The organism is Streptomyces sp. SID1328, assembly GCF_009865595.1.
Classification (GTDB): Bacteria; Actinomycetota; Actinomycetes; order Streptomycetales; family Streptomycetaceae; genus Streptomyces; species Streptomyces griseoluteus.
In genome coordinates this window covers 21,388-41,743 of record NZ_WWKH01000238.1, presented here as the reverse complement: position 1 = coordinate 41,743, position 20,356 = coordinate 21,388, and the positions used below count along the sequence as shown (strand labels likewise).

Annotated in this window: 16 protein-coding genes and 1 pseudogene; 7 read left to right on the top strand and 10 right to left on the bottom strand. The window is 69.3% G+C overall.

Features of this window, described 5'->3' with window-relative positions; translation table 11 throughout:
• From GT030_RS36195 to dnaA, 8 genes and pseudogenes are all read right to left on the bottom strand, one after another.
• Positions 1 to 258: pseudogene (locus GT030_RS36195) on the bottom strand (hypothetical protein); the annotation flags it as partial.
• A gap of 16 nt (positions 259 to 274) precedes the next feature.
• Complete coding sequence (gene gyrA / locus GT030_RS06905) at positions 275 to 2,863, bottom strand: DNA gyrase subunit A (protein WP_161200311.1); 2,589 nt, start codon at positions 2,861 to 2,863, stop codon at positions 275 to 277.
• A gap of 67 nt (positions 2,864 to 2,930) precedes the next feature.
• Positions 2,931 to 4,997: a DNA topoisomerase (ATP-hydrolyzing) subunit B gene (gene gyrB / locus GT030_RS06900; RefSeq protein WP_161200310.1), complete on the bottom strand. Its 2,067-nt coding sequence runs from the start codon at positions 4,995 to 4,997 to the stop codon at positions 2,931 to 2,933.
• A 382-nt stretch (positions 4,998 to 5,379) separates the two neighbouring features.
• A complete protein-coding gene (locus tag GT030_RS06895) occupies positions 5,380 to 5,916 on the bottom strand; it encodes a DciA family protein (protein WP_161200309.1) in 537 nt (178 codons plus the stop codon).
• A complete protein-coding gene (recF, locus tag GT030_RS06890) occupies positions 5,913 to 7,034 on the bottom strand; it encodes a DNA replication/repair protein RecF (RefSeq protein ID WP_161200308.1) in 1,122 nt (373 codons plus the stop codon). The genes GT030_RS06895 and recF overlap by 4 nt, the downstream gene beginning before the upstream one ends.
• A gap of 72 nt (positions 7,035 to 7,106) precedes the next feature.
• Entirely contained in the window at positions 7,107 to 7,985 is an 879-nt protein-coding gene (gene gnd / locus GT030_RS06885; protein WP_086690353.1) for a phosphogluconate dehydrogenase (NAD(+)-dependent, decarboxylating), read from the bottom strand.
• Between the two features lie 167 nt (positions 7,986 to 8,152).
• Positions 8,153 to 9,283 carry a DNA polymerase III subunit beta gene (dnaN, locus tag GT030_RS06880; RefSeq protein ID WP_161200307.1) on the bottom strand — a complete coding sequence of 377 codons (1,131 nt, stop codon included), beginning with the start codon at positions 9,281 to 9,283 and terminating at the stop codon, positions 8,153 to 8,155.
• 1,045 nt (positions 9,284 to 10,328) lie between these two features.
• Complete coding sequence (gene dnaA, locus GT030_RS06875; protein WP_161200306.1) at positions 10,329 to 12,293, bottom strand: chromosomal replication initiator protein DnaA; 1,965 nt, start codon at positions 12,291 to 12,293, stop codon at positions 10,329 to 10,331.
• Between the two features lie 405 nt (positions 12,294 to 12,698).
• On the opposite strand from dnaA, the gene rpmH reads away from it, so the two are divergent.
• From rpmH to rsmG, 6 genes are all read left to right on the top strand, one after another.
• Positions 12,699 to 12,836: a 50S ribosomal protein L34 gene (gene rpmH / locus GT030_RS06870; protein ID WP_003975051.1), complete on the top strand. Its 138-nt coding sequence runs from the start codon at positions 12,699 to 12,701 to the stop codon at positions 12,834 to 12,836.
• Positions 12,837 to 12,857: 21 nt separating this feature from the next.
• On the top strand, positions 12,858 to 13,229 hold the full coding sequence (gene rnpA / locus GT030_RS06865) for a ribonuclease P protein component (RefSeq protein ID WP_161200305.1): 372 nt from the start codon (positions 12,858 to 12,860) through the stop codon (positions 13,227 to 13,229).
• On the top strand, positions 13,226 to 13,588 hold the full coding sequence (yidD, locus tag GT030_RS06860; protein ID WP_086691980.1) for a membrane protein insertion efficiency factor YidD: 363 nt from the start codon (positions 13,226 to 13,228) through the stop codon (positions 13,586 to 13,588). Before rnpA ends, yidD begins: the two co-directional genes overlap by 4 nt.
• A 3-nt stretch (positions 13,589 to 13,591) precedes the next feature.
• On the top strand, positions 13,592 to 14,881 hold the full coding sequence (yidC, locus tag GT030_RS06855; protein ID WP_161200304.1) for a membrane protein insertase YidC: 1,290 nt from the start codon (positions 13,592 to 13,594) through the stop codon (positions 14,879 to 14,881).
• A 15-nt stretch (positions 14,882 to 14,896) separates the two neighbouring features.
• Positions 14,897 to 15,409: a R3H domain-containing nucleic acid-binding protein gene (locus GT030_RS06850; protein ID WP_161200303.1), complete on the top strand. Its 513-nt coding sequence runs from the start codon at positions 14,897 to 14,899 to the stop codon at positions 15,407 to 15,409.
• 117 nt (positions 15,410 to 15,526) lie between these two features.
• Positions 15,527 to 16,288 carry a 16S rRNA (guanine(527)-N(7))-methyltransferase RsmG gene (gene rsmG, locus GT030_RS06845; RefSeq protein WP_161200302.1) on the top strand — a complete coding sequence of 254 codons (762 nt, stop codon included), beginning with the start codon at positions 15,527 to 15,529 and terminating at the stop codon, positions 16,286 to 16,288.
• A 222-nt stretch (positions 16,289 to 16,510) separates the two neighbouring features.
• On the opposite strand, the gene glmS is transcribed toward rsmG, so the two are convergent.
• Together glmS and GT030_RS06835 are read right to left on the bottom strand one after the other, a co-directional pair.
• Positions 16,511 to 18,328, bottom strand: a complete 1,818-nt coding sequence (gene glmS, locus GT030_RS06840; RefSeq protein ID WP_161200301.1) for a glutamine--fructose-6-phosphate transaminase (isomerizing) — start codon at positions 18,326 to 18,328, stop codon at positions 16,511 to 16,513.
• Between the two features lie 25 nt (positions 18,329 to 18,353).
• On the bottom strand, positions 18,354 to 18,611 hold the full coding sequence (locus GT030_RS06835) for a hypothetical protein (RefSeq protein ID WP_030816599.1): 258 nt from the start codon (positions 18,609 to 18,611) through the stop codon (positions 18,354 to 18,356).
• A gap of 165 nt (positions 18,612 to 18,776) precedes the next feature.
• Here GT030_RS06835 and GT030_RS06830 point away from each other — a divergent pair, with 165 nt between their 5' ends.
• Positions 18,777 to 20,348: a metallophosphoesterase family protein gene (locus tag GT030_RS06830; protein ID WP_202459778.1), complete on the top strand. Its 1,572-nt coding sequence runs from the start codon at positions 18,777 to 18,779 to the stop codon at positions 20,346 to 20,348.
• Positions 20,349 to 20,356: the final 8 nt, after the last annotated feature.

The window sequence follows — 20,356 nt, the reverse complement described above, 5'->3', positions numbered from 1 at the left end:
CGGCGGGTGGTAGGGCCCGGCCGGCTGCTCGGGGCCGCGCTCACCGGGCAGCGGGGAGGCCGCCATGCCCTCGGTCGTACCGGCGTCGGCCCGCGCACCACGGGTGTCCGTCACGGTTCCCCCCTGGGAACTCGAAGAATCAGGTGTAGAAGCGGAAGAAGCATCGGCGGAGGCCGCCTGCGCGGCGGAGCCACGGCCGCCGTCCGTCTCCGTACCCTTGGAGGTACCGGCCGATCCGGCGCCCGTGGCTCCGCTCACGTGTTCACTCCTCGTACTACTCGGCCGAGGGCGCCTCACCCTCGTCCGTGGCGATCGTGGTGCCCTCGGCGGTCTCGTCGACGACGATCTCGCCGTCGACCTCCTCCGCCTCACGCCCCGCTTCGGCGTTGCGAGCGATGCCGACCACGGCATCGCGCTTGCCCAGGTTGATCAGTTGGACGCCCATGGTGTCACGGCCCGTCTCCCTGACCCCGCTGACGCGCGTACGAATCACACCGCCGCCGAGGGTGATGGCGAGGATCTCGTCGCTCTCCTCGACGATCAGCGCGCCGACGAGCGAGCCCCGGTCCTCCACGATCTTGGCAGCCTTGATGCCCAGACCGCCACGTCCCTGGACGCGGTACTCGTCCACGGCCGTCCGCTTGGCATAACCACCGTCGGTCGCGGTGAACACGAACGTACCCGGACGCACCACGTTCATCGACAGCAGCTCGTCGCCCTCGCGGAAGCTCATGCCCTTCACACCGGAGGTGGCACGGCCCATCGGGCGCAGCGTGTCGTCCGACGCGGTGAACCTGATGGACTGCGCCTTCCGGCTGACGAGGAGCAGGTCGTCGTCGGCGGATACCAGCTCCGCGCCGATCAGCTCGTCGTCCGTGCCGTCCTCGCCCGCCCGCAGGTTGATGGCGATGACACCGCCGGAGCGCGGCGAGTCGTAGTCCTTCAGCGGGGTCTTCTTGACCAGGCCGGCCTTCGTGGCCAGCACCAGGTACGGCGCGGCCTCGTAGTCGCGGATCGCCAGGATCTGCGCGATCGCCTCGTCCGGCTGGAAGGCGAGCAGGTTGGCCACGTGCTGGCCGCGCGCGTCCCGGCCGGCGTCGGGCAGCTCGTACGCCTTGGCCCGGTAGACACGGCCCTTGTTGGTGAAGAACAGCAGCCAGTGGTGCGTGGTGGAGACGAAGAAGTGGTCGACGATGTCGTCCTCCTTCAGCTTCGCGCCCCGCACCCCCTTCCCGCCGCGCTTCTGCGCCCGGTAGTCGTCCGTCTTGGTGCGCTTGATGTAGCCGCCGCGCGTGACGGTGACGACGATGTCCTCCTCGGCGATCAGGTCCTCGATGGACATGTCGCCGTCGTAGGGCACCAGCGTGCTGCGCCGGTCCTCGCCGAACCGCTCGACGATGGTGGCCAGCTCGTCGTGGACGATCTGCCGCTGCAGCTCCTCGGAGGCGAGGATGCGGTTGTACTCGTTGATCTTCGCCTGGAGCTCGTCGTGCTCCTGGACGATCTTCTGGCGCTCCAGGGCGGCCAGGCGGCGCAGCTGCATCTCGAGGATGGCGTTGGCCTGGATCTCGTCGATCGCGAGGAGGTCCATCAGGCCGCCGCGGGCGATCTCGACGGTCTCACTGCGCCGGATCAGCGCGATGACCTCGTCGATGGCGTCCAGGGCCTTCAGCAGACCGCGCAGGATGTGGGCGCGCTCCTCGGCCTTGCGCAGCCGGAACTTGGTCCGGCGGATGATGACCTCGATCTGGTGCGTCACCCAGTGCCGGATGAACGCGTCCAGCGACAGCGTGCGCGGCACCCCGTCGACCAGGGCCAGCATGTTGGCGCCGAAGTTCGTCTGCAGCTCGGTGTGCTTGTACAGGTTGTTCAGCACCACCTTGGCGACCGCGTCCCGCTTGAGGACGATCACCAGGCGCTGACCGGTGCGGGACGACGTCTCGTCGCGGACGTCGGCGATGCCGCCGATCTTGCCGTCCTTCACCAGGTCGGCGATCTTCTGCGCCAGGTTGTCGGGGTTCACCTGGTACGGCAGCTCGGTGACGACCAGGCACTGCCGGTTCTGGATCTCCTCGACCTCGACCACCGCGCGCATCGTGATGGAGCCGCGCCCGGTGCGGTACGCCTCCTCGATGCCCTTGCGGCCCACGACCAGCGCGCCGGTCGGGAAGTCCGGGCCCTTGATGCGCTCGATGAGGGCGTCCAGCAGCTCCTCCTGCGACGCCTCCGGGTGCTCCAGGTGCCACTGGGCGCCGGCCGCGACCTCGCGCAGGTTGTGCGGCGGGATGTTGGTCGCCATGCCGACCGCGATACCGGCGGAGCCGTTGATCAGCAGGTTGGGGAAGCGGGCGGGCAGGACGGTCGGCTCCTGGGAGCGGCCGTCGTAGTTGTCCTTGAAATCGACGGTGTCCTCGTCGATGTCGCGGACCATCTCCATCGACAGCGGCGCCAGCTTGCACTCGGTGTACCGCATGGCGGCCGCGGGGTCGTTGCCCGGCGAGCCGAAGTTGCCGTTGGAGTCGACGAGCGGCATGCGCATCGACCACGGCTGGGCGAGGCGGACCAGGGCGTCGTAGATCGAGCTGTCGCCGTGGGGGTGGTAGTTACCCATGACGTCACCGACGACGCGCGCGCACTTGTAGAAGCCGCGGTCGGGTCGGTAGCCGCCGTCGTACATCGCGTACAGCACACGGCGGTGGACGGGCTTGAGGCCGTCCCGGACGTCGGGCAGCGCGCGCGACACGATGACGGACATCGCGTAGTCGAGGTACGAGCGCTGCATCTCGGCGTCGAGGCCCACCGGCTCGATCCGGACGGTGACGGTCTCGCCCGTCTCCTCCGCCGGGGTCACCGGTTCGGGCATGAACTCGGGGGTTTCGTCGGTCATTGCTGGTGAAGATCCTTCCCTGGTGCGGTCAGCCGGGACCGACTCAGATGTCGAGGAAGCGGACGTCCTTGGCGTTGCGCTGGATGAAGAGGCGGCGGGCCTCGACGTCCTCGCCCATCAGGACCGAGAACAGGTCGTCGGCCTGGGCGGCGTCGTCGAGGGTCACCTGGCCGAGGACGCGGTGCTCCGGGTCCATCGTGGTCACGCGCAGCTCCTCCGCGTTCATCTCACCCAGACCCTTGAAGCGCTGGATGGAGTCCTCGCGGATGCGCTTGCCGCGCTGGCGGCCCATCTCGATCAGCGCGTCGCGCTCGCGGTCGGAGTACGCGTACTCCACGTCGTCCCGGCCCCACTTGATCTTGTACAGCGGTGGGCGGGAGAGGTACACGAACCCGGCCTCGACCAGCGGCCGCATGAAACGGAACAGGAAGGTCAGCAGCAGGGTGTTGATGTGCTGGCCGTCGACGTCGGCGTCCGCCATCAGGATGATCTTGTGATAGCGGAGCTTCTCGATGTCGAAGTCCTCGTGCACACCCGTGCCGAAGGCCGAGATCAGCGCCTGGATCTCCTGGTTCTGCAGGATCTTGTCGATCCGCGCCTTCTCGACGTTGAGGATCTTGCCTCGGATCGGGAGGATCGCCTGGTACTGCGGGTTGCGGCCGGACTTGGCCGAACCGCCGGCGGAGTCGCCCTCGACGATGAAGATCTCGCACTTGGACGGGTCGTTCGACTGGCAGTCGGACAGCTTGCCCGGCAGCGCGCCGGACTCCAGCAGACCCTTGCGCCGGGTGAGGTCACGGGCCTTGCGGGCCGCCACACGCGCGGTGGCCGCCTGGATGCCCTTGCGGATGATGTCCGCCGCCTCGACCGGGTTGCGGTCCAGCCAGTCGTTGAGGTGCTCGTAGACCGCGCGCTGCACGAAGGTCTTGGCCTCGGTGTTGCCCAGCTTGGTCTTGGTCTGGCCCTCGAACTGCGGCTCGCTCAGCTTGACCGAGATGATGGCGGTCAGGCCCTCGCGGATGTCGTCACCGGTGAGGTTGTCGTCCCGCTCGCGCAGCAGCTTCTTGTCGCGCGCGTACTTGTTGATCAGGGAGGTCAGCGCGGCCCGGAAGCCCTCCTCGTGGGTACCGCCCTCGTGGGTGTGGATGATGTTGGCGAAGGAGTAGACACCCTCGCTGTATCCGCCGTTCCACTGCATGGCGACCTCGAGGGACAGGCTCTTGTCCTTGTCCTCCGCCTCCAGCGAGACGACCGTGGGGTGCACGACATCGCCCTTGCGGGAGTTCAGGTACGTCACGAAGTCGACGATGCCGCCGTCGTAGCGGTACGTGACCGACTTGACCTCGGCCTTCTCGTCCGCACCCGCCTCGTCCGCACCGCTCGTGGCCTTCGCCGACTCGCGCTCGTCGGTGAGCCTGATCGTCAGGCCCTTGTTGAGGAACGCCATCTCCTGGAAACGCCGGGACAGCGTCTCGAAGGAGTACTCCGTGGTCTCGAAGATCTCCGGGTCGGCCCAGAAGGTGACCGACGTGCCGGTCTCCTCGGTCGCCTCGTTCTTCACCAGCGGCGCCGTGGGGACGCCCATCTTGTAGTCCTGCGTCCAGCGGTAGCCGTCCGTCTTCACCTCGACGGCGACCTTCATGGACAGCGCGTTCACCACGGACACGCCCACGCCGTGCAGACCGCCGGAGACGGCGTAGCCGCCGCCGCCGAACTTGCCGCCCGCGTGCAGCACGGTCAGCACGACCTCGAGGGCCGGCTTGCCCTCGGAGGCCACGATGCCGACCGGGATGCCGCGGCCGTTGTCCACCACGCGCACCCCGCCGTCGGGCAGGATCGTCACGTCGATGGTGTCCGCGTGACCGGCCAGCGCCTCGTCGACGGAGTTGTCGACGACCTCGTACACCAGGTGGTGCAGACCGCGCTCACCGGTGGAACCGATGTACATGCCGGGGCGCTTGCGGACCGCGTCCAGCCCTTCGAGCACGGTGATGGCGCTGGCGTCGTACGAGGCTGCGACTGCCTCGCCGAGGACGCCGGCGTCGGTGGAAGGAATGTTCTCGTTGGGGTTGCCGGAATCGGCCACGAAGCGCCCTTTCTGGCACAGCACGAGCGCTCCTTGCGGGTGCGCGCCCTCCGGAAGGAGGGTTGCCGGAGCGGCTGCGGCATGTTGCGTTGGTAAGCCCTGAATCAGCGTTGCTCAGCTTTTCCCGGACGGTCCCCACGAATGGGGCGGGATCGCCTTCCAGTCTACCGGTAGCACCGACAATGATGGGGGCTTGCGGGCACCTGAGTACGCATGTGCCGCCCTGAACCGGCCCCGACCGGGTCCCGATATGGGGAAGGGGGCTGCGAGGGGCTCACAGCGGCACTCAGGGCTTCGGGCCGTCAGCCCTTGTCCATCGGGGGGTCGGGCCATGATCGGCCGCTGATCCGTACACGCGTACGTCTGCGGAGTGCCCTCACGCCTCACTGGTCAGACGTGAGGTACGTCACCCGTAGGTGTCGCCCGGACCGGCGCTTCCAGGGGCCCTGAGAGGCCCATAACGGCGCACCGGGGCGCCCGGACCGTTCACCTTGATCATCCGGACCGTGCCGTGACCGAGGTCCTCGTTCAGCCGGGCCACGAGCGTCGGCGCCAGCAGGCGGAGCTGCGTCGCCCATGCCGTCGAGTCACAGGAGACGGACAGCACCCGCTCCTCCTCGTCGTACCGCTGCGGCACGCAGTGCTTCGCCAGGTCCTCGCCGACGATCTGCGGCCAGCGGCCCATGACACCGCCGACCGCCGCCGGGGCCTCCCAGCCGCGCTCGTTCAGCAGCCGGTTGATCGCCGCGCCCAGCGCCATCGGGTCCCGCCCGTCCGCCCGCGCGCCCGAGCGGAGGCCACCGCCGCGCCGCGCCTGCTTCTTCTGCCGCGCCGCGTCCCCACGCGCGCGTGCCTGCTCCTTGGCCGCCCGCAGCGCCACGCGCGCGAGGTCGACACCGGACGGCTCCGGCGCCTTGCGGTCCTCCCCGTCCCCGTCGCTCATACCGGCTCCACCGTGCCGTCGGACACCGCGTACCGGGCGCCCGCCAGGACGTGCGGCACGTCGTCGTCGACCGCGGCCGTCACCAGCACCTGCTCGCCGGGCGCCACCAGCTCGGCCAGCCGCTCCCGGCGGCGCGCGTCCAGCTCGGCGAAGACGTCGTCCAGGATCAGCACCGGCTCATTGCCCTCGGCGCGCAGCAGGTCGTAGGAGGCCAGGCGCAGGGCGAGCGCGTAGGACCAGGACTCGCCGTGCGAGGCGTACCCCTTGGCGGGGAGACGGCCCAGGCGCAGCACCAGGTCGTCGCGGTGCGGGCCGACCAGGGTCACGCCCCGCTCGATCTCCTGCTTGCGCGCCTCGGCGAGCGCGCCCAGCAGCTGTTCGGCCAGCTCCTCGCGGGTGTGCGCGGTGCCCGGCGCGGAGGACTTGTACTCCAGCGCGACGGGCCCGCCGCCGGGGGCGAGCTGCTCGTACGCCTTGTCGGCGAGCGGCTGGAGCACCCCGATGAGGTCCAGGCGCTGGGCCAGCAGCTCGGCGCCCGCGTGCGCGAGGTGCTGGTCCCACACGTCGAGCGTGGAGAGGTCCATCGAGCGGCCGCCGTGCCGGCGCGCGAGGGCGGCCGACTTCAGCAGGGTGTTGCGCTGCTTGAGCACCCGCTCGTAGTCGGAGCGGACGCCCGCCATGCGCGGGGCGCGCGCGGTGATCAGCTCGTCCAGGAAGCGGCGGCGCTCGCCGGGGTCGCCCTTGATCAGCGCGAGGTCCTCGGGCGCGAACAGCACGGTCCGCACGATGCCCAGCACGTCACGCGGCCTGACCTGCGAGGACCGGTTGATCCGGGCCCGGTTGGCGCGGCCGGGGTTCAGCTCCAGCTCGACCAGCTGCTGCCGCTCGCCCTGGCGGACCTGCGCCCGGACGACGGCACGCTCGGCGCCCATGCGGACCAGGGGGGCGTCGGCGGAGACCCGGTGGCTGCCGAGGGTGGCCAGATAGCCGACGGCCTCGACAAGGTTGGTCTTGCCCTGCCCGTTGGGGCCCACGAAGGCGGTGACGCCCGAGCCGAGCGGGACCTCGGCCCGGGCGTACGAGCGGAAGTCGGCCAGCGAAAGATGCGTGACGTGCATGGTCGTCCGCCGACCTCCCTCAACAGCCTGTGGATCGCCGGAACGACCCTGTGGACTACTTCTTCTGCCTGGTTACGGCTTCTTCTCGACCGCGTGGCCGCCGAACTGGTTGCGCAGCGCGGCGATCATCTTCATCTGCGGCGAGTCGTCCTGCCGCGAGGCGAACCGCGCGAACAGCGACGCGGTGATCGCGGGCAGCGGCACCGCGTTGTCGATCGCGGCCTCCACCGTCCAGCGTCCCTCACCGGAGTCCTGCGCGTAGCCGCGCAGGCCGTCCAGGTGCTCGTCGTCGTCCAGGGCGTTGACCGCGAGGTCGAGCAGCCAGGAACGGATGACCGTGCCCTCCTGCCAGGAGCGGAAGATCTCGCGGACGTTCTCCACGGAGTCGACCTTCTCCAGCAGCTCCCAGCCCTCGGCGTACGCCTGCATCATGGCGTACTCGATGCCGTTGTGGACCATCTTGGAGAAGTGGCCCGCGCCGACCTTGCCGGCGTGTACGGAGCCGAAGTCGCCCTCCGGCTTCAGCGCGTCGAGGACGGGCCGCACCTTGGCGACGTTCTCCTCGTCACCGCCGTACATCAGCGCGTAGCCGTTCGCCAGGCCGTGGACGCCGCCGGAGACGCCGCAGTCGACGAAGCCTATGCCCTTGGCCGCCAGCTCCTCGGCGTGCTTCTCGTCGTCCGTCCAGCGGGAGTTGCCGCCGTCCACGACCACGTCGCCGGGCTCCAGCAGCTCGCCGAGCCGGTCGACGGTCGCCTGCGTCGCCTCGCCCGCCGGAACCATCACCCAGACCACGCGCGGGGCGCTGAGCTTGCCCACAAGCTCTTCGAGGCTGTGGACGTCCGCGAGGTCCGCGTTGCGGTCGTATCCGATGACGGTGTGGCCTGCGCGGCGGATGCGCTCACGCATGTTGCCGCCCATCTTGCCGAGGCCGACGAGACCGAGCTCCATCAGTTGTTCCTTAGGTCGCTGTGTGGCGTGCCGGGCACGTGGGTGCCCGGCACCGAGCCTAACGGCGACCCGTCATGCACAACTGTGGGTATACGCGCTCATACGTACGCCCTCACCTGGGCTTTTGCCACCGGACCCGCACTCGGCCCGGTGCCGGGGAGGCCGGCTCAGCCGCTCAGGCGCACCGGCATGATCAGGTACTTGTAGGCGTCGTCCGCCTCCGCGTCCAGCGCGGGCTTGCCGCTGAGCAGCGCCGGCTTGGTCGAGGTGGTGAACGAGAGCTGGGCCACGGGGGAGTCGATCGCGCTCAGACCGTCCAGCAGGAAGGTCGGGTTGAAGGCGATCGAGATGTCGTCGCCGTCGAGCTGGGCGTCGACCCTTTCCACAGCCTGTGCGTCGTCGCTGGAGCCGGCCTCCAGGATCAGCACGCCCTGCTCGAAGCTCAGCCGCACCGGGGTGTTCCGCTTGGCGACCAGGGCGACGCGCTTGACGGCCTCCACGAAGGGGGCGGTCTCGATCACGGCGACCGAGTTGAACTCCGTCGGGAACAGCGTGCGGTACTTCGGCAGGTCGCCCTCGAGCAGCCGCGTGGTGGTGCGGCGGCCGGCGCCCTCGAAGCCGATGAGGCCCTCGCCCGAGCCGGAGCCGGAGAGCGCCAGGGTGACGCTGTCACCGGCGCCGAGCGACTTGGCGGTGTCCAGCAGCGTCTTGGCCGGGACCAGGGCCACCGCGGAGGCGTCGGGGTTCTCGGGCTTCCACAGGAACTCGCGGACCGCGAAGCGGTAGCGGTCGGTGGAGGCCAGGGTGACGGTGTCGCCCTCGATCTCGATGCGCACACCGGTGAGGACGGGCAGTGTGTCGTCGCGCCCGGCGGCGATGGCCACCTGGGACGCGGCGGCCGCGAAGACCTCGCCGGGGACGGTGCCCGTGGCGGTCGGCATCTGCGGCAGCGCCGGGTACTCCTCCACCGGCAGGGTGTGGAGGGTGAACCGCGAGGAGCCGCAAACCACGGTGGCCCGCACACCGTCGGTGGAGATCTCCACCGGGCGGTTGGGCAGCGCGCGGCAGATGTCGGCGAGCAGGCGGCCGGAGACCAGGACGGTGCCCTCCTCCTCGACCTCGGCCTCGACGCCCACCCGGGCGGAGACCTCGTAGTCGAAGCCCGACAGGCTGAGCTGGCCCTCCTCGGCCTTCAGCAGCAGGCCGGCGAGGACAGGCGCCGGCGGACGGGCCGGGAGGCTGCGTGCCGCCCACGCCACTGCCTCCGCGAGTACGTCGCGTTCCACCCGGATCTTCACCGTAAGCCGCCTCCTGCTGTTGCCTTCTGAGTCCTCCGACTCGGTGTCGCCTCCCGTTGCGAGGGGAAGGACACCGGTGACCAGTCTGACGCACCGCGCTGACAGCAGGTGCCGGTCGGGGTCAAGTCGGGCCGAGCGGCAGCCGAGGGCGAAACAGCGAGTTGTGCACAGGCCCCGCTTCGAAACGGATTCCTAGCTCTCTCTAGTCGGGAGTAGTAGTAGGGCCTGTGGATACCGTGGATAACCCCGTTTTCGCAGGTCAGGCCCCAAATTTTATCCACCGCCCCTGTGGGTGGAGCCCGTGGACAACTTGGCCCATCTGTGGAGAACAGAAAGTTCTGCACACACCGTCCCCAGGACAGGGTGAGTTCTCCCCAGCTGCGTCCCCAGGTTTGGCGCCGTTTCCCACAGGGGCTGTTGGCAGTTCCGTGTGACGGCTTTCACTCGACGCAGTGACCGGCCCCGTGATGTTGCCGAACAGTGGACAGTGATGTGGAGAAGCTGGCTTCCGCTGGGGACAACCGCCCTCAACCTGTGGGGCCAACCGTGGACAACGTTACGCACAGGGTGTGGACGGAGTCTTTGTCCACACCCTGTGGAGATCCTTCGTCCACGAATCCACAGCCCTCTGAGCTGGGCAGATGCCCAACCCCCAGCCTCCCTGTGGACGCAGCTTGGGACAACTTCGCAGTCCCCACCCTGTGGGCGAAAGAAAGTCGGGAAATCTGTGGAGGGAGGCCGTAACCCGCCGGGGAATCGAACACAAGGTTGCTGGTGGGACACGGGGCTGGGGGGTGGGAACGGGGCCAGCGGCTCGGATCGGAGGATTGGGCGGGGCTCCCGGTCCCCCTATGGGGTCCCACGCGCGTCGGCCGACGTGCTGTTCACCTCCGGCTCCTTTCGGCAGCCCCTCGCGCACACCCTCGCGGCTGCCAGACACTCCAGAAGCCCATGGCAACCGCCCCGTGGACGCTTCCCGCAAGAACGCCGAAGGGCGCCCCGGAGAACTCCCGGAGCGCCCTCATGGGCCCGTACGCGGCCGGCGTCAGCCGTTCTTGATGCGGTTCGTCAGCTCGGTGACCTGGTTGTAGATCGAGCGCCGCTCGGCCATCAGCGCCCGGATCTTGCGGTCCGCGTGCATGACGGTGGTGTGGTCGCGGCCGCCGAACTGCGCGCCGATCTTCGGCAGCGACAGGTCCGTCAGCTCCCGGCACAGGTACATGGCGATCTGCCGGGCGGTGACCAGCGCGCGGCCGCGCGATGTGCCGCAGAGGTCGTCCACCGTGAGCCCGAAGTAGTCAGCGGTGGCCGCCATGATGGCTGTGGCCGTGATCTCGGGCGCGGAGTCCTCGCCGCCGGGGATCAGGTCCTTGAGGACGATCTCGGTGAGCCCCAGGTCCACCGGCTGCCGGTTGAGCGAGGCGAAGGCCGTCACCCGGATCAGCGCGCCCTCCAGCTCACGGATGTTCCGCGAGATCCGGGAGGCGATGAACTCCAGCACCTCCGGCGGGGCGTTGAGCTGCTCCTGCACCGCCTTCTTGCGCAGGATCGCGATCCGCGTCTCCAGCTCGGGCGGCTGGACGTCGGTGATCAGACCCCATTCGAAGCGGTTGCGCAGCCGGTCCTCCAGGGTGACGAGCTGCTTGGGCGGCCGGTCGGAGGACAGCACGATCTGTTTGTTGGCGTTGTGCAGCGTGTTGAAGGTGTGGAAGAACTCCTCCTGCGTCGACTCCTTGTCCGCGAGGAACTGGATGTCGTCGACGAGCAGGATGTCCATCTCCCGGTACCGCTTGCGGAAGCTGTCGCCCTTGCCGTCGCGGATGGAGTTGATGAACTCGTTGGTGAACTCCTCCGAGCTGACGTACCGCACCCGCGTACCGGGGTACAGGCTGCGCGCGTAGTGCCCGATCGCGTGCAGCAGGTGCGTCTTGCCGAGCCCCGACTCCCCATAGATGAAGAGGGGGTTGTACGCCTTCGCCGGCGCCTCGGCGACGGCAACCGCGGCCGCGTGCGCGAAGCGGTTGGAGGCGCCGATCACGAAGGTGTCGAAGAGGTACTTCGGGTTCAGCCGTGCGGTCGGCTCACCGGGGCCCCCGGTGCTCGGCGACGGGGAGGAGGACGAGCCGGAGCCGCCGCGGCCGGTGGACGGCAGTTCGGGACGCCCGGTCCCGCCGCCGCGCCGCCCGGCACCGCTGTCGGAGGGCGGCTCGGGCCGTTCCCGCCGGACCGGGTCGCGCTGGTCGTACTCGGCACGGGGCGCGCCGTACTCCGGGCGCGGGGCGTCGTAGTCGGGACGCTGCTGCTCGTATCCCTGGCGCTCGCGGCCGGGCGCGCGGTAGTCCGGCGCGCCGCCGTAGGAGTCCTGGGACGGGGAGGCGTAGGGATCGCGCTCGGGGTAGCCGAGGCGGGGCTGCTGCCAGCCGTAGTCGTTCTGTCCGGAGCGCGGCCAGGCGCCCGGCTCGGGGCGCTGGTACTCGGACGGATAGGTGGGGCGGGCCGTCGGCATCCGCTCCTCGCGCGCGGTCGGCGGGCGTTCGCCGCGGCCGGCCTGGCCGTCGCCCGGGCGCTGCTGGTCGTCGGCGCGGTGGCGGCCGTAGCCCTCGTAGGGGCCGGTGGGCAGTTCCGGCTCCTCGTAGCGCGGCGGGGCGCCCTGTTCGCGCTGGTCACGCTGGTCGCGGTCACGGGAGTCGGGCTGCTCGTGGCCGCCGGACGGCTGGGGGGCCGGGGGGCCGCCGACGGAGTCGTCCACCGTGATGGCGATCCGGATGGGGCGGCCGCACTCACGGCTCAGGGTCTCGCTGACGACCGGGGCCAGGCGGCCCTCGAGTACGTTCTTGGCGAATTCGTTCGGCACGGCCAGCAGCGCGGTGTCCGCGACCAGGGCCAGCGGCTGGCAGCGCCTGATCCAGTGCTCGTCCTTGGTCTCGACACCCTGGCCCCGGCCCTCGCCCAGGAGTTCCTCCAGTACGCGTGGCCACACTGCGGCAAGATCGGCAGGTACGTCAGCCACAGGGCACGCTCTCTCACAGGTCCCACGAACGTGTGGTTGTGGGATGGGTCGGGATGAAAATCGGGTGGACGGGCCGGACTGGGCCGGGCAATCCCGGTCGTGCGGGGACAAGGGAACGAATCGGAGTCCAGCCACGGTAGTCAGCGCAGCCGGTAGGGTTCAAGTTGTTGTCCCCAGCCTGTGGACAGTCTCCCCCGACGGGCGCCGGTTTGACCGGATGGCGTAGCCGCGCGTACCGTAACCAGGTCGAGTTGTCGATGGCTGCTGCCGCCTGCCTCCGATGGGCACAGATCGCTTCAGGTGATCGGGAAGCGGTGCACTCGGGCGTGACGCGAGCTACTCGTGGGCGCACGGTGACAGCCAGGACGGCACCCCGCCACTACCGATTTCTTCTGGAGCCCCCGAGTGAGCAAGCGCACCTTCCAGCCGAACAACCGTCGTCGCGCGAAGACCCACGGCTTCCGGCTGCGTATGCGTACCCGTGCCGGCCGCGCCATCCTGGCGACCCGCCGCAGCAAGGGTCGCGCCCGTCTGTCCGCCTGATCCCGATCAGGTCATGACATCGTGCTGCCCCTCGAAAACCGGCTGAGGCGGCGCGAGGACTTCGCATCCGCGGTACGACGAGGACGCCGGGCCGGTCGCCCGACTCTCGTCGTCCACCTTCGTAGCGGTGTCACGGACCCGCACGCGCCTGGGGAGAGCGCTCCCCCGACGCGTGCGGGTTTCGTCGTGAGCAAGGCCGTGGGCAACGCGGTCGTCCGCAATACCGTCAAGCGCAGACTGCGTCACCTGATGCGTGACCGAGTCGCCCTGTTTCCCCCCGGTAGCCTGGTAGTCGTACGCGCGCTGCCCGGATCGGGCGACGCGGACCACGCACGGCTGGCCCAAGACCTGGACGCCGCTATCCAGCGGCTACTGGGAGGGGGCACGCGATGAAGTACCCGCTACTGGCTCTGATCAAGTTGTACCAGTGGACGATCAGTCCGCTGCTGGGGCCGGTGTGCAAGTACTACCCGTCGTGCTCCCACTACGGCTACACGGCCATCGACCGGCACGGTGCCATCAAGGGAACAGCTCTCACGGCCTGGCGCATTCTCCGCTGCAATCCGTGGTCGCTGGGCGGTGTGGACCATGTCCCGCCGCGCAAGCGCCCGCGGTGGCACGAAATGCTGCGCAACGCCTGGGGCGCACGCAAGGGCGGGAACTCCGCCGAACCGGCCACCGAGGCGAAGCTTTCTTCCGAGCCACCTTCGGGCCCGGCCGCAGAGACCTCGTCCCATGCCCAAGGAGCATGATTAGTGGACACGATTGCCAGCTTCTTCAGCTTCATCACGACACCCGTCTCCTGGGTCATCGTCCAGTTCCACACGGTGTACGGGTCCATTTTCGGCCCTGACACGGGTTGGGCCTGGGGCCTGTCCATCGTGTCCCTGGTGGTCCTGATCCGCATCTGCCTGATCCCGCTCTTCGTGAAGCAGATCAAGGCGACGCGCGCGATGCAGACGCTCCAGCCGGAGATGAAGAAGATCCAGGAGCGCTACAAGAACGACAAGCAGCGCCAGTCCGAAGAGATGATGAAGCTGTACAAGGAGTCGGGTACCAACCCGCTCTCCTCGTGCCTTCCCATCCTGGCGCAGTCGCCGTTCTTCTTCGCCCTGTACCACGTGCTCAACGGCATCGCGTCGGGCAAGACCATCGGCGTCATCAACGACTCGCTGCTGGAGAGCGCCCGTAAGGCACACATCTTCGGTGCCCCGCTCGCGGCGAAGTTCAAGGACAACGCGGACACCCTGCACGCCCTCGGTGACACCGTCACCGATGTGCGGGTCGTCACCGCCATCATGATCGTCCTGATGTCGGCGTCGCAGTTCTACACGCAGCGCCAGCTCATGACGAAGAACGTCGACACCTCGGTGAAGACCCCGTTCATGCAGCAGCAGAAGATGCTGATGTACGTCTTCCCGATCATGTTCGCCGTCTTCGGCATCAACTTCCCGGTCGGTGTCCTCGTCTACTGGCTGACCACCAACGTGTGGACCATGGGCCAGCAGATGTACGTCATCCGCAACAACCCGACTCCGGGCTCCAAGGCGCAGGCCGCCTACCTGGAGCGCCTGACCGGTCACGTCACGCACCACGGCAAGATCCGCAGCCGCAGCGCCCGGGTGATCGTCAAGGCGATCGTCGCCAAGGGCCGCGACCGCAACGAGGCCGAGCGGAAGTTCATCAACTCCCTCACCAAGGCCGGTCTGGTGGCCCAGGCCGACGGCAACGTGGTCAAGAGCGACAGCCAGGCCGTCGCCCAGACCGAGGACGGCACGCCCACCGCGGCCGTCGGCGCCCCGCGCCGTCAGCAGCCCAAGCGGCAGAGCAAGTCCCAGCGCCAGTCGGGGCTCAAGCAGCCGCACGAGGCCGAGCCGGCCGATGAGCCCGCCTCTTCGCCGTCGCTGACCAAGTCCGAGGAGCCGCAGGACGCCAAGCCCGCGCCTCCCAAGCAGACTCCGAAGCCCGGTTCCGGCACCCGCAGCAAGGCCCAGTCCGGGCAGCGCAAGGGTGGCCAGCGGCCCAAGTCCCCGTCCAAGAAGTAAGAAGGAGCCCATCCCGTGACGGAAGGCACCACCACCGCCGCCACCGAGGGTGCAGACACCCTCACCCGCCTGGAGCAGGAGGGTGAGATCGCTGCGGACTACCTCGAGGGTCTGCTGGACATCGCCGATCTCGACGGCGACATCGACATGGACGTGGAGGCCGACCGCGCCTCCGTCTCGATCATCAGCGACGCGCCGGGCCGCGACCTGCAGAAGCTGGTCGGCCGGGACGGTGAGGTGCTGGAGGCCCTTCAGGAGCTGACGCGCCTGGCCGTGCACCGCGAGACCGGTGACCGCAGCCGGCTGATGCTGGACATCGCGGGCTACCGGGCGCAGAAGCGCACCGAGCTGGCCGAGCTGGGCGCCAAGGCGGCCGCCGAGGTCAAGAGCACCGGCGAGCCGGTCAAGCTCAAGCCGATGACCCCGTTCGAGCGCAAGGTCGTCCACGACGCGATCAAGGGCGCGGGACTGCGCAGCGAGTCCGAGGGCGAGGAGCCCCAGCGGTTCGTCGTCGTACTGCCCGCCTGATCGGCCCCATGGTTCCATCGGCCCCGTCTGACCTACAGACGGGGCCGAACTTTGTCAGCCTGGTAGTTCTGAGGGCCGGTGCGTGAAGCACCGGCGCGGTACGGAAGGACGGTCCCCGTGACGGAGGCAGCGGAGCTTCCCCCCGCGCCCGAAGAGGCGCGGGAAGTGTTTGGCGATCGCTTCGATGACGCGGTCCGCTATGCGGAGCTGCTGGCCGAGGCAGGTGTCCAGCGTGGCCTGATCGGCCCGCGGGAGGTGCCCCGGCTGTGGGAGCGGCACCTGCTGAACTGTGCGGTGCTCTCCGAGGCCGTCCCCGAGGGGGTGACGGTGTGCGATGTCGGCTCGGGTGCGGGACTGCCGGGCATTCCGCTGGCCCTGGTGCGGGACGACCTCAACATCACCCTGCTGGAGCCCTTGCTGCGGCGGACCACGTTCCTCACCGAGGTCGTGGAGCTGCTGGGCCTGGACCACGTCACCGTGGTCCGCGGGCGTGCGGAAGAGATGCTGGGCAAGGTGCCGCCGGTCCATGTGGTGACCGCGCGCGCCGTGGCTCCACTGGACCGCCTGGCGACCTGGGGCATCCCGCTGCTGCGGCCCTACGGCGAGATGCTGGCGCTCAAGGGCGACACCGCCGAGGAGGAACTGAAGGCGGCGTCCACCGCGCTCAGCAAGCTCGGTGCGGTCTCCACCTCGGTGCTCCACGTCGGCGAGGGCGTGGTGGACCCGCCGTCCACGGTGGTCCGGGTGGAGGTCGGGCGGGAGTACGAGGCGGACGCGATCGTCGTCGGCTCCACGCACGGCATCGCGGGGCGGATCTTCGGCTCCGTGGCCGGACGCCTCACCAAACGGGCCCGGCGGCCCGTCATCGTGATCCCCTGAGACCTCGACTTCCCCTGGCGGCACACCCGTTCGCGCTCCGTGAAGCTACTCGCGCGTAAAAGTGTTCCCGCCCCCGTGCCGGGCATACAACAGCCGACGCCGCAGGTGACTCGTGCTGCCGGCCGGTGGGTGACGGCCACCGGCCGGGGCGCAGCGGCACAGAAACGGACCCCCACGACGGCTCGCGCGAGGGTCCGTTTTCTTTGACCTCCAGGGGTGGACCTACTCCACCGTCACCGACTTGGCCAGGTTCCGCGGCTTGTCGATGTCGCGGCCCAGCACCTTCGCCGCGTGGTAGGCGAGCAGCTGGAGCGGGATGCCCATGAGGATCGGGTCCAGCTCGTCCTCGTTCTTCGGGACCACGATGGTCCGGTCCGCCTTCTCCTGCTCCTGGTGCGCGACCGCGAGGATCTTGCCGCTGCGGGCCTTGATCTCCTCCAGCGCGGCGCGGTTCTTCTCCAGCAGGTCGTCGTCCGGGACGATGGCGACGGTCGGCAGGGCGGGCTCGATGAGGGCCAGCGGGCCGTGCTTGAGCTCGGAGGCGGGGTACGCCTCGGCGTGGATGTAGGTGATCTCCTTGAGCTTCAGGGAGGCCTCGCGGGCGACCGGGTAGCCCCGGACGCGGCCGATGAAGAGCATCGAGCGGCTCTCCGCGTACTCCTCGGCCAGCTCGCGGACCAGCTCCTCCTGCTTGAGGATCTCGGCGATCTGCGCGGGCAGCTTGCGCAGGCCCTCGATGATCCGCTTGCCGTCGCGCACCGACAGGTCGCGGGTGCGGCCCAGGTGCAGCGCGAGCAGCGCGAAGGCGACCGTGGTGTTGGTGAAGCACTTGGTGGAGACCACGCACACCTCGGGCCCGGCGTGCACGTAGATGCCGCCGTCCGCCTCGCGGGCGATGGCCGAGCCGACCACGTTGACCACACCGAGGACGCGGGCGCCCTTGCGCTTCAGCTCCTGCACGGCGGCCAGCACGTCGTACGTCTCACCGGACTGGGAGACCGCGATGTACAGGGTGTCGGGGTCGACGACCGCGTTGCGGTAGCGGAACTCGGACGCCGGCTCGGCGTCGGCGGGGATGCGGGCCAGCTCCTCGATCATCTGGGCGCCGATCATGCCCGCGTGGTACGAGGTGCCGCAGCCGAGGATCTTGACCCGGCGGATGCGGCGGGCCTCACGGGCGTCCAGGTTGAGGCCGCCCAGGTGCACGGTGGAGAAGCGGTCGTCGATGCGGCCGCGCAGCACGCGGTCCACGGCGTCGGCCTGCTCGTGGATCTCCTTGTGCATGTAGGTGTCGTGGCCGCCCATGTCGTAGGAGGCGGCCTCCCACTCCACGGTGGTGGGCTCGGCGCTGGTGCGGGTGCCCTCGGTGGTGTAGGTGCGGAAGTCGTCGGCCTTCAGGGTGGCCATCTCGCCGTCGTCCAGGGTGACGATCTGGCGGGTGTGGGTGACCAGCGCGGCGATGTCCGAGGCGACGAACATCTCCTTCTCGCCGATGCCGAGGACGACCGGGGAGCCGTTGCGGGCCACCACGATGCGGTCGGGGAAGTCGGCGTGCATCACGGCGATGCCGTAGGTGCCCTCGACCACGCGGAGCGCCTCGCGGACCTTGTCCTCCAGCTTCTCGGCGCCGGCGCGGGCCACGAGGTGGGTGAGGACCTCGGTGTCGGTGTCGGAGAGGAACTCGACCCCGTCCGCCTCCAGCTTGCGGCGCAGGTCGGAGGCGTTGTCGATGATGCCGTTGTGGACGACGGCGACCTTGTCGTCGGCCGACATGTGCGGGTGGGCGTTCACGTCGGAGGGGGCGCCGTGGGTGGCCCAGCGGGTGTGCGCTATGCCGGTGGTGCCCTTGAAGCGCGCGGGGACCTTGGCCTCCAGGTCACGGACCCGGCCCTTGGCCTTGACCATCTTCAGCGCGGCCGACTTCGGGGAGGAGACGACGATGCCCGCCGAGTCGTAGCCCCGGTACTCCAGCCGCTGGAGACCCTCCAGCAGCAGGGGAGCGACGTCCCGCTTACCGATGTATCCGACAATTCCGCACATGTATTAGCTCCCTCACCCTGGCTTCTCAGCCATAGACCATGCGGCGCAACTGCCGGAGCGTGAGCTCGGGCGGCGCCACCGCGCGGTATTTCAGGTCCGCATCGATCCGTTCGAAGATCGCCGCGTTCTGCAGGCCCTGGGCCTGCAGTTCTCGGTGTCGACGACGGACGTAGTCCTGGGTCGTCTCGTCGAAGAAGGCGAGCACGTCCTGTATCACTCGCAGCGCCTCGCCCCGGCTGAGCGGGGTCGAGCGCGTCAAATGATCGACAAGTTCCTCGTGCACCCGGTAGATCTTCGGGCACGGACGCCGGTTTCGCAAGAATCGTGCCCGATTCCGGGCAGGCACCTGTTGGTGCGCTCCTGGTTCGCTGTTCGCCCGGTGTCCACTTCCCGTCCTGGACGGCGTTGCCGTCGGCCACGAGTTTTGCTGGTCATGGACATTCCTCGTATGGGCGTACCCGAGAAGCTGGCCGAGCGGATGAGCATGGCCGAGCGGCACGAGTACCTGCGGAGCAGATTCTCCCGGCGCACCCTCATCAGGGGCGGCGCCGTCACTCTCGGCACCGTCGCGGGCGGCGCCTTCGTGCCCGGCGCCGTGACCCCGGCCGCCGCCGCGACCCCCACGGCCCCGGCACCGCGCGCTACCGAGCACGTGGACGGCGCGCTGGCCGCCCCCTTCGGCCGTCACCTGGCCTGGGGCAACGACCCGCGTACCGAGGTCACCGTCTCCTGGCAGGTGCCGGTCGCCGTGAAGCGCCCCTTCATCCGCGTCGGCGCCCACCCCTGGGACGTCTCCCGCAAGATCGAGGCCGAGGTCCGCACCCTGCACACCCCGGCCGGTGTCGGCGCGAGCGGCGACCACACCCAGTACTACGTACACGCGAGGCTGAGCCGTCTGCGCCCCGGCCAGACGTACTACTACGGCGTCGGCCACCAGGGCTTCGACCCCGCCGAGCCCCACCTGCTCGGCACCCTCGGCACCTTCACCACCGCCCCCGCCCACAAGGCGCCCTTCACCTTCACCGCCTTCGGTGACGAGGGCGTCGGCTACCACGGCCTGGCCAACAACGCCCTGATCCTCGGCCAGAACCCCGCCTTCCACCTGCACGCGGGCGACATCGCCTACGGCGACCCCTCCGGCGCCGGCAAGACCAGCGACACCGGCTTCGACTCGCGCACCTGGGACCAGTTCCTGCACCAGACCGAATCCGTCGCCAAGCAGATCCCCTGGATGCCCGCCTACGGCAACCACGACATGGAGGCCTGGTACTCGCCCAACGGCTACGGCGGCGAAGAGGCCCGCTGGTCCCTCCCGGACAACGGCCCCGACGCGGCCGACCTGCCCGGCGTCTACTCCTTCGTCTACGGCAACACCGCCGTCATCTCGCTCGACGCCAACGACATCTCCTACGAGATCCCGGCGAACCTCGGCATCTCCGGCGGCACCCAGACCACCTGGCTGGAGGCCCAGCTCAGGAAGTTCCGGGCCGCGCGGGACATCGACTTCGTCGTGGTCTTCTTCCACCACTGCGCCTACTGCACCTCAACCGCCCACGCCTCCGAGGGCGGGGTGCGCCAGGAGTGGGTGCCGCTGTTCGAGAAGTACACCGTGGACCTGGTCATCAACGGCCACAACCACCAGTACGAGCGCACCGACGTGATCAAGGGCGACACGGTCGTCAAGAAGCTCCCCGTCGGCGGCACCGCCTACCCCGAGACCGAGGGCGTCGTGTATGTCACCGCGGGCGCGGCCGGCCGCAGCCTGTACGCCTTCACCGCGCCCGACACCTACGAGGGGCACGAGCACGAGGTCGAGTCCGTCTCCTCCTTCGTCAACCTCAAGGACGGCAAGAAGCCCGAGACCGTCGCCTGGTCCCGCGTGCGCTACCTCGACTACTCGTTCCTCCGCGTGGACGTGACGCCCGCGCCGCGGGGCCGGCACACCACGCTGACCGTGTCCGGCATCGCCGAGACCGGTGAGCGCATCGACCACTTCACGGTGTCCCGCAGGGCGAAGTAGATCCACGC

Bases quoted from the DNA above. Each gene is read 5' to 3' on its own strand.
- gyrA (WP_161200311.1), bottom strand. From the start codon at position 2,863: ATGCCCGAACCGGTGACCCCGGCGGAGGAGACGGGCGAGACCGTCACC.
- GT030_RS06895 (WP_161200309.1), bottom strand. From the start codon at position 5,916: ATGAGCGACGGGGACGGGGAGGACCGCAAGGCGCCGGAGCCGTCCGGT.
- recF (WP_161200308.1), bottom strand. From the start codon at position 7,034: ATGCACGTCACGCATCTTTCGCTGGCCGACTTCCGCTCGTACGCCCGG.
- gnd (WP_086690353.1), bottom strand. From the start codon at position 7,985: ATGGAGCTCGGTCTCGTCGGCCTCGGCAAGATGGGCGGCAACATGCGT.
- yidD (WP_086691980.1), top strand. From the start codon at position 13,226: ATGAAGTACCCGCTACTGGCTCTGATCAAGTTGTACCAGTGGACGATC.
- glmS (WP_161200301.1), bottom strand. From the start codon at position 18,328: ATGTGCGGAATTGTCGGATACATCGGTAAGCGGGACGTCGCTCCCCTG.
- GT030_RS06830 (WP_202459778.1), top strand. From the start codon at position 18,777: ATGGGCGTACCCGAGAAGCTGGCCGAGCGGATGAGCATGGCCGAGCGG.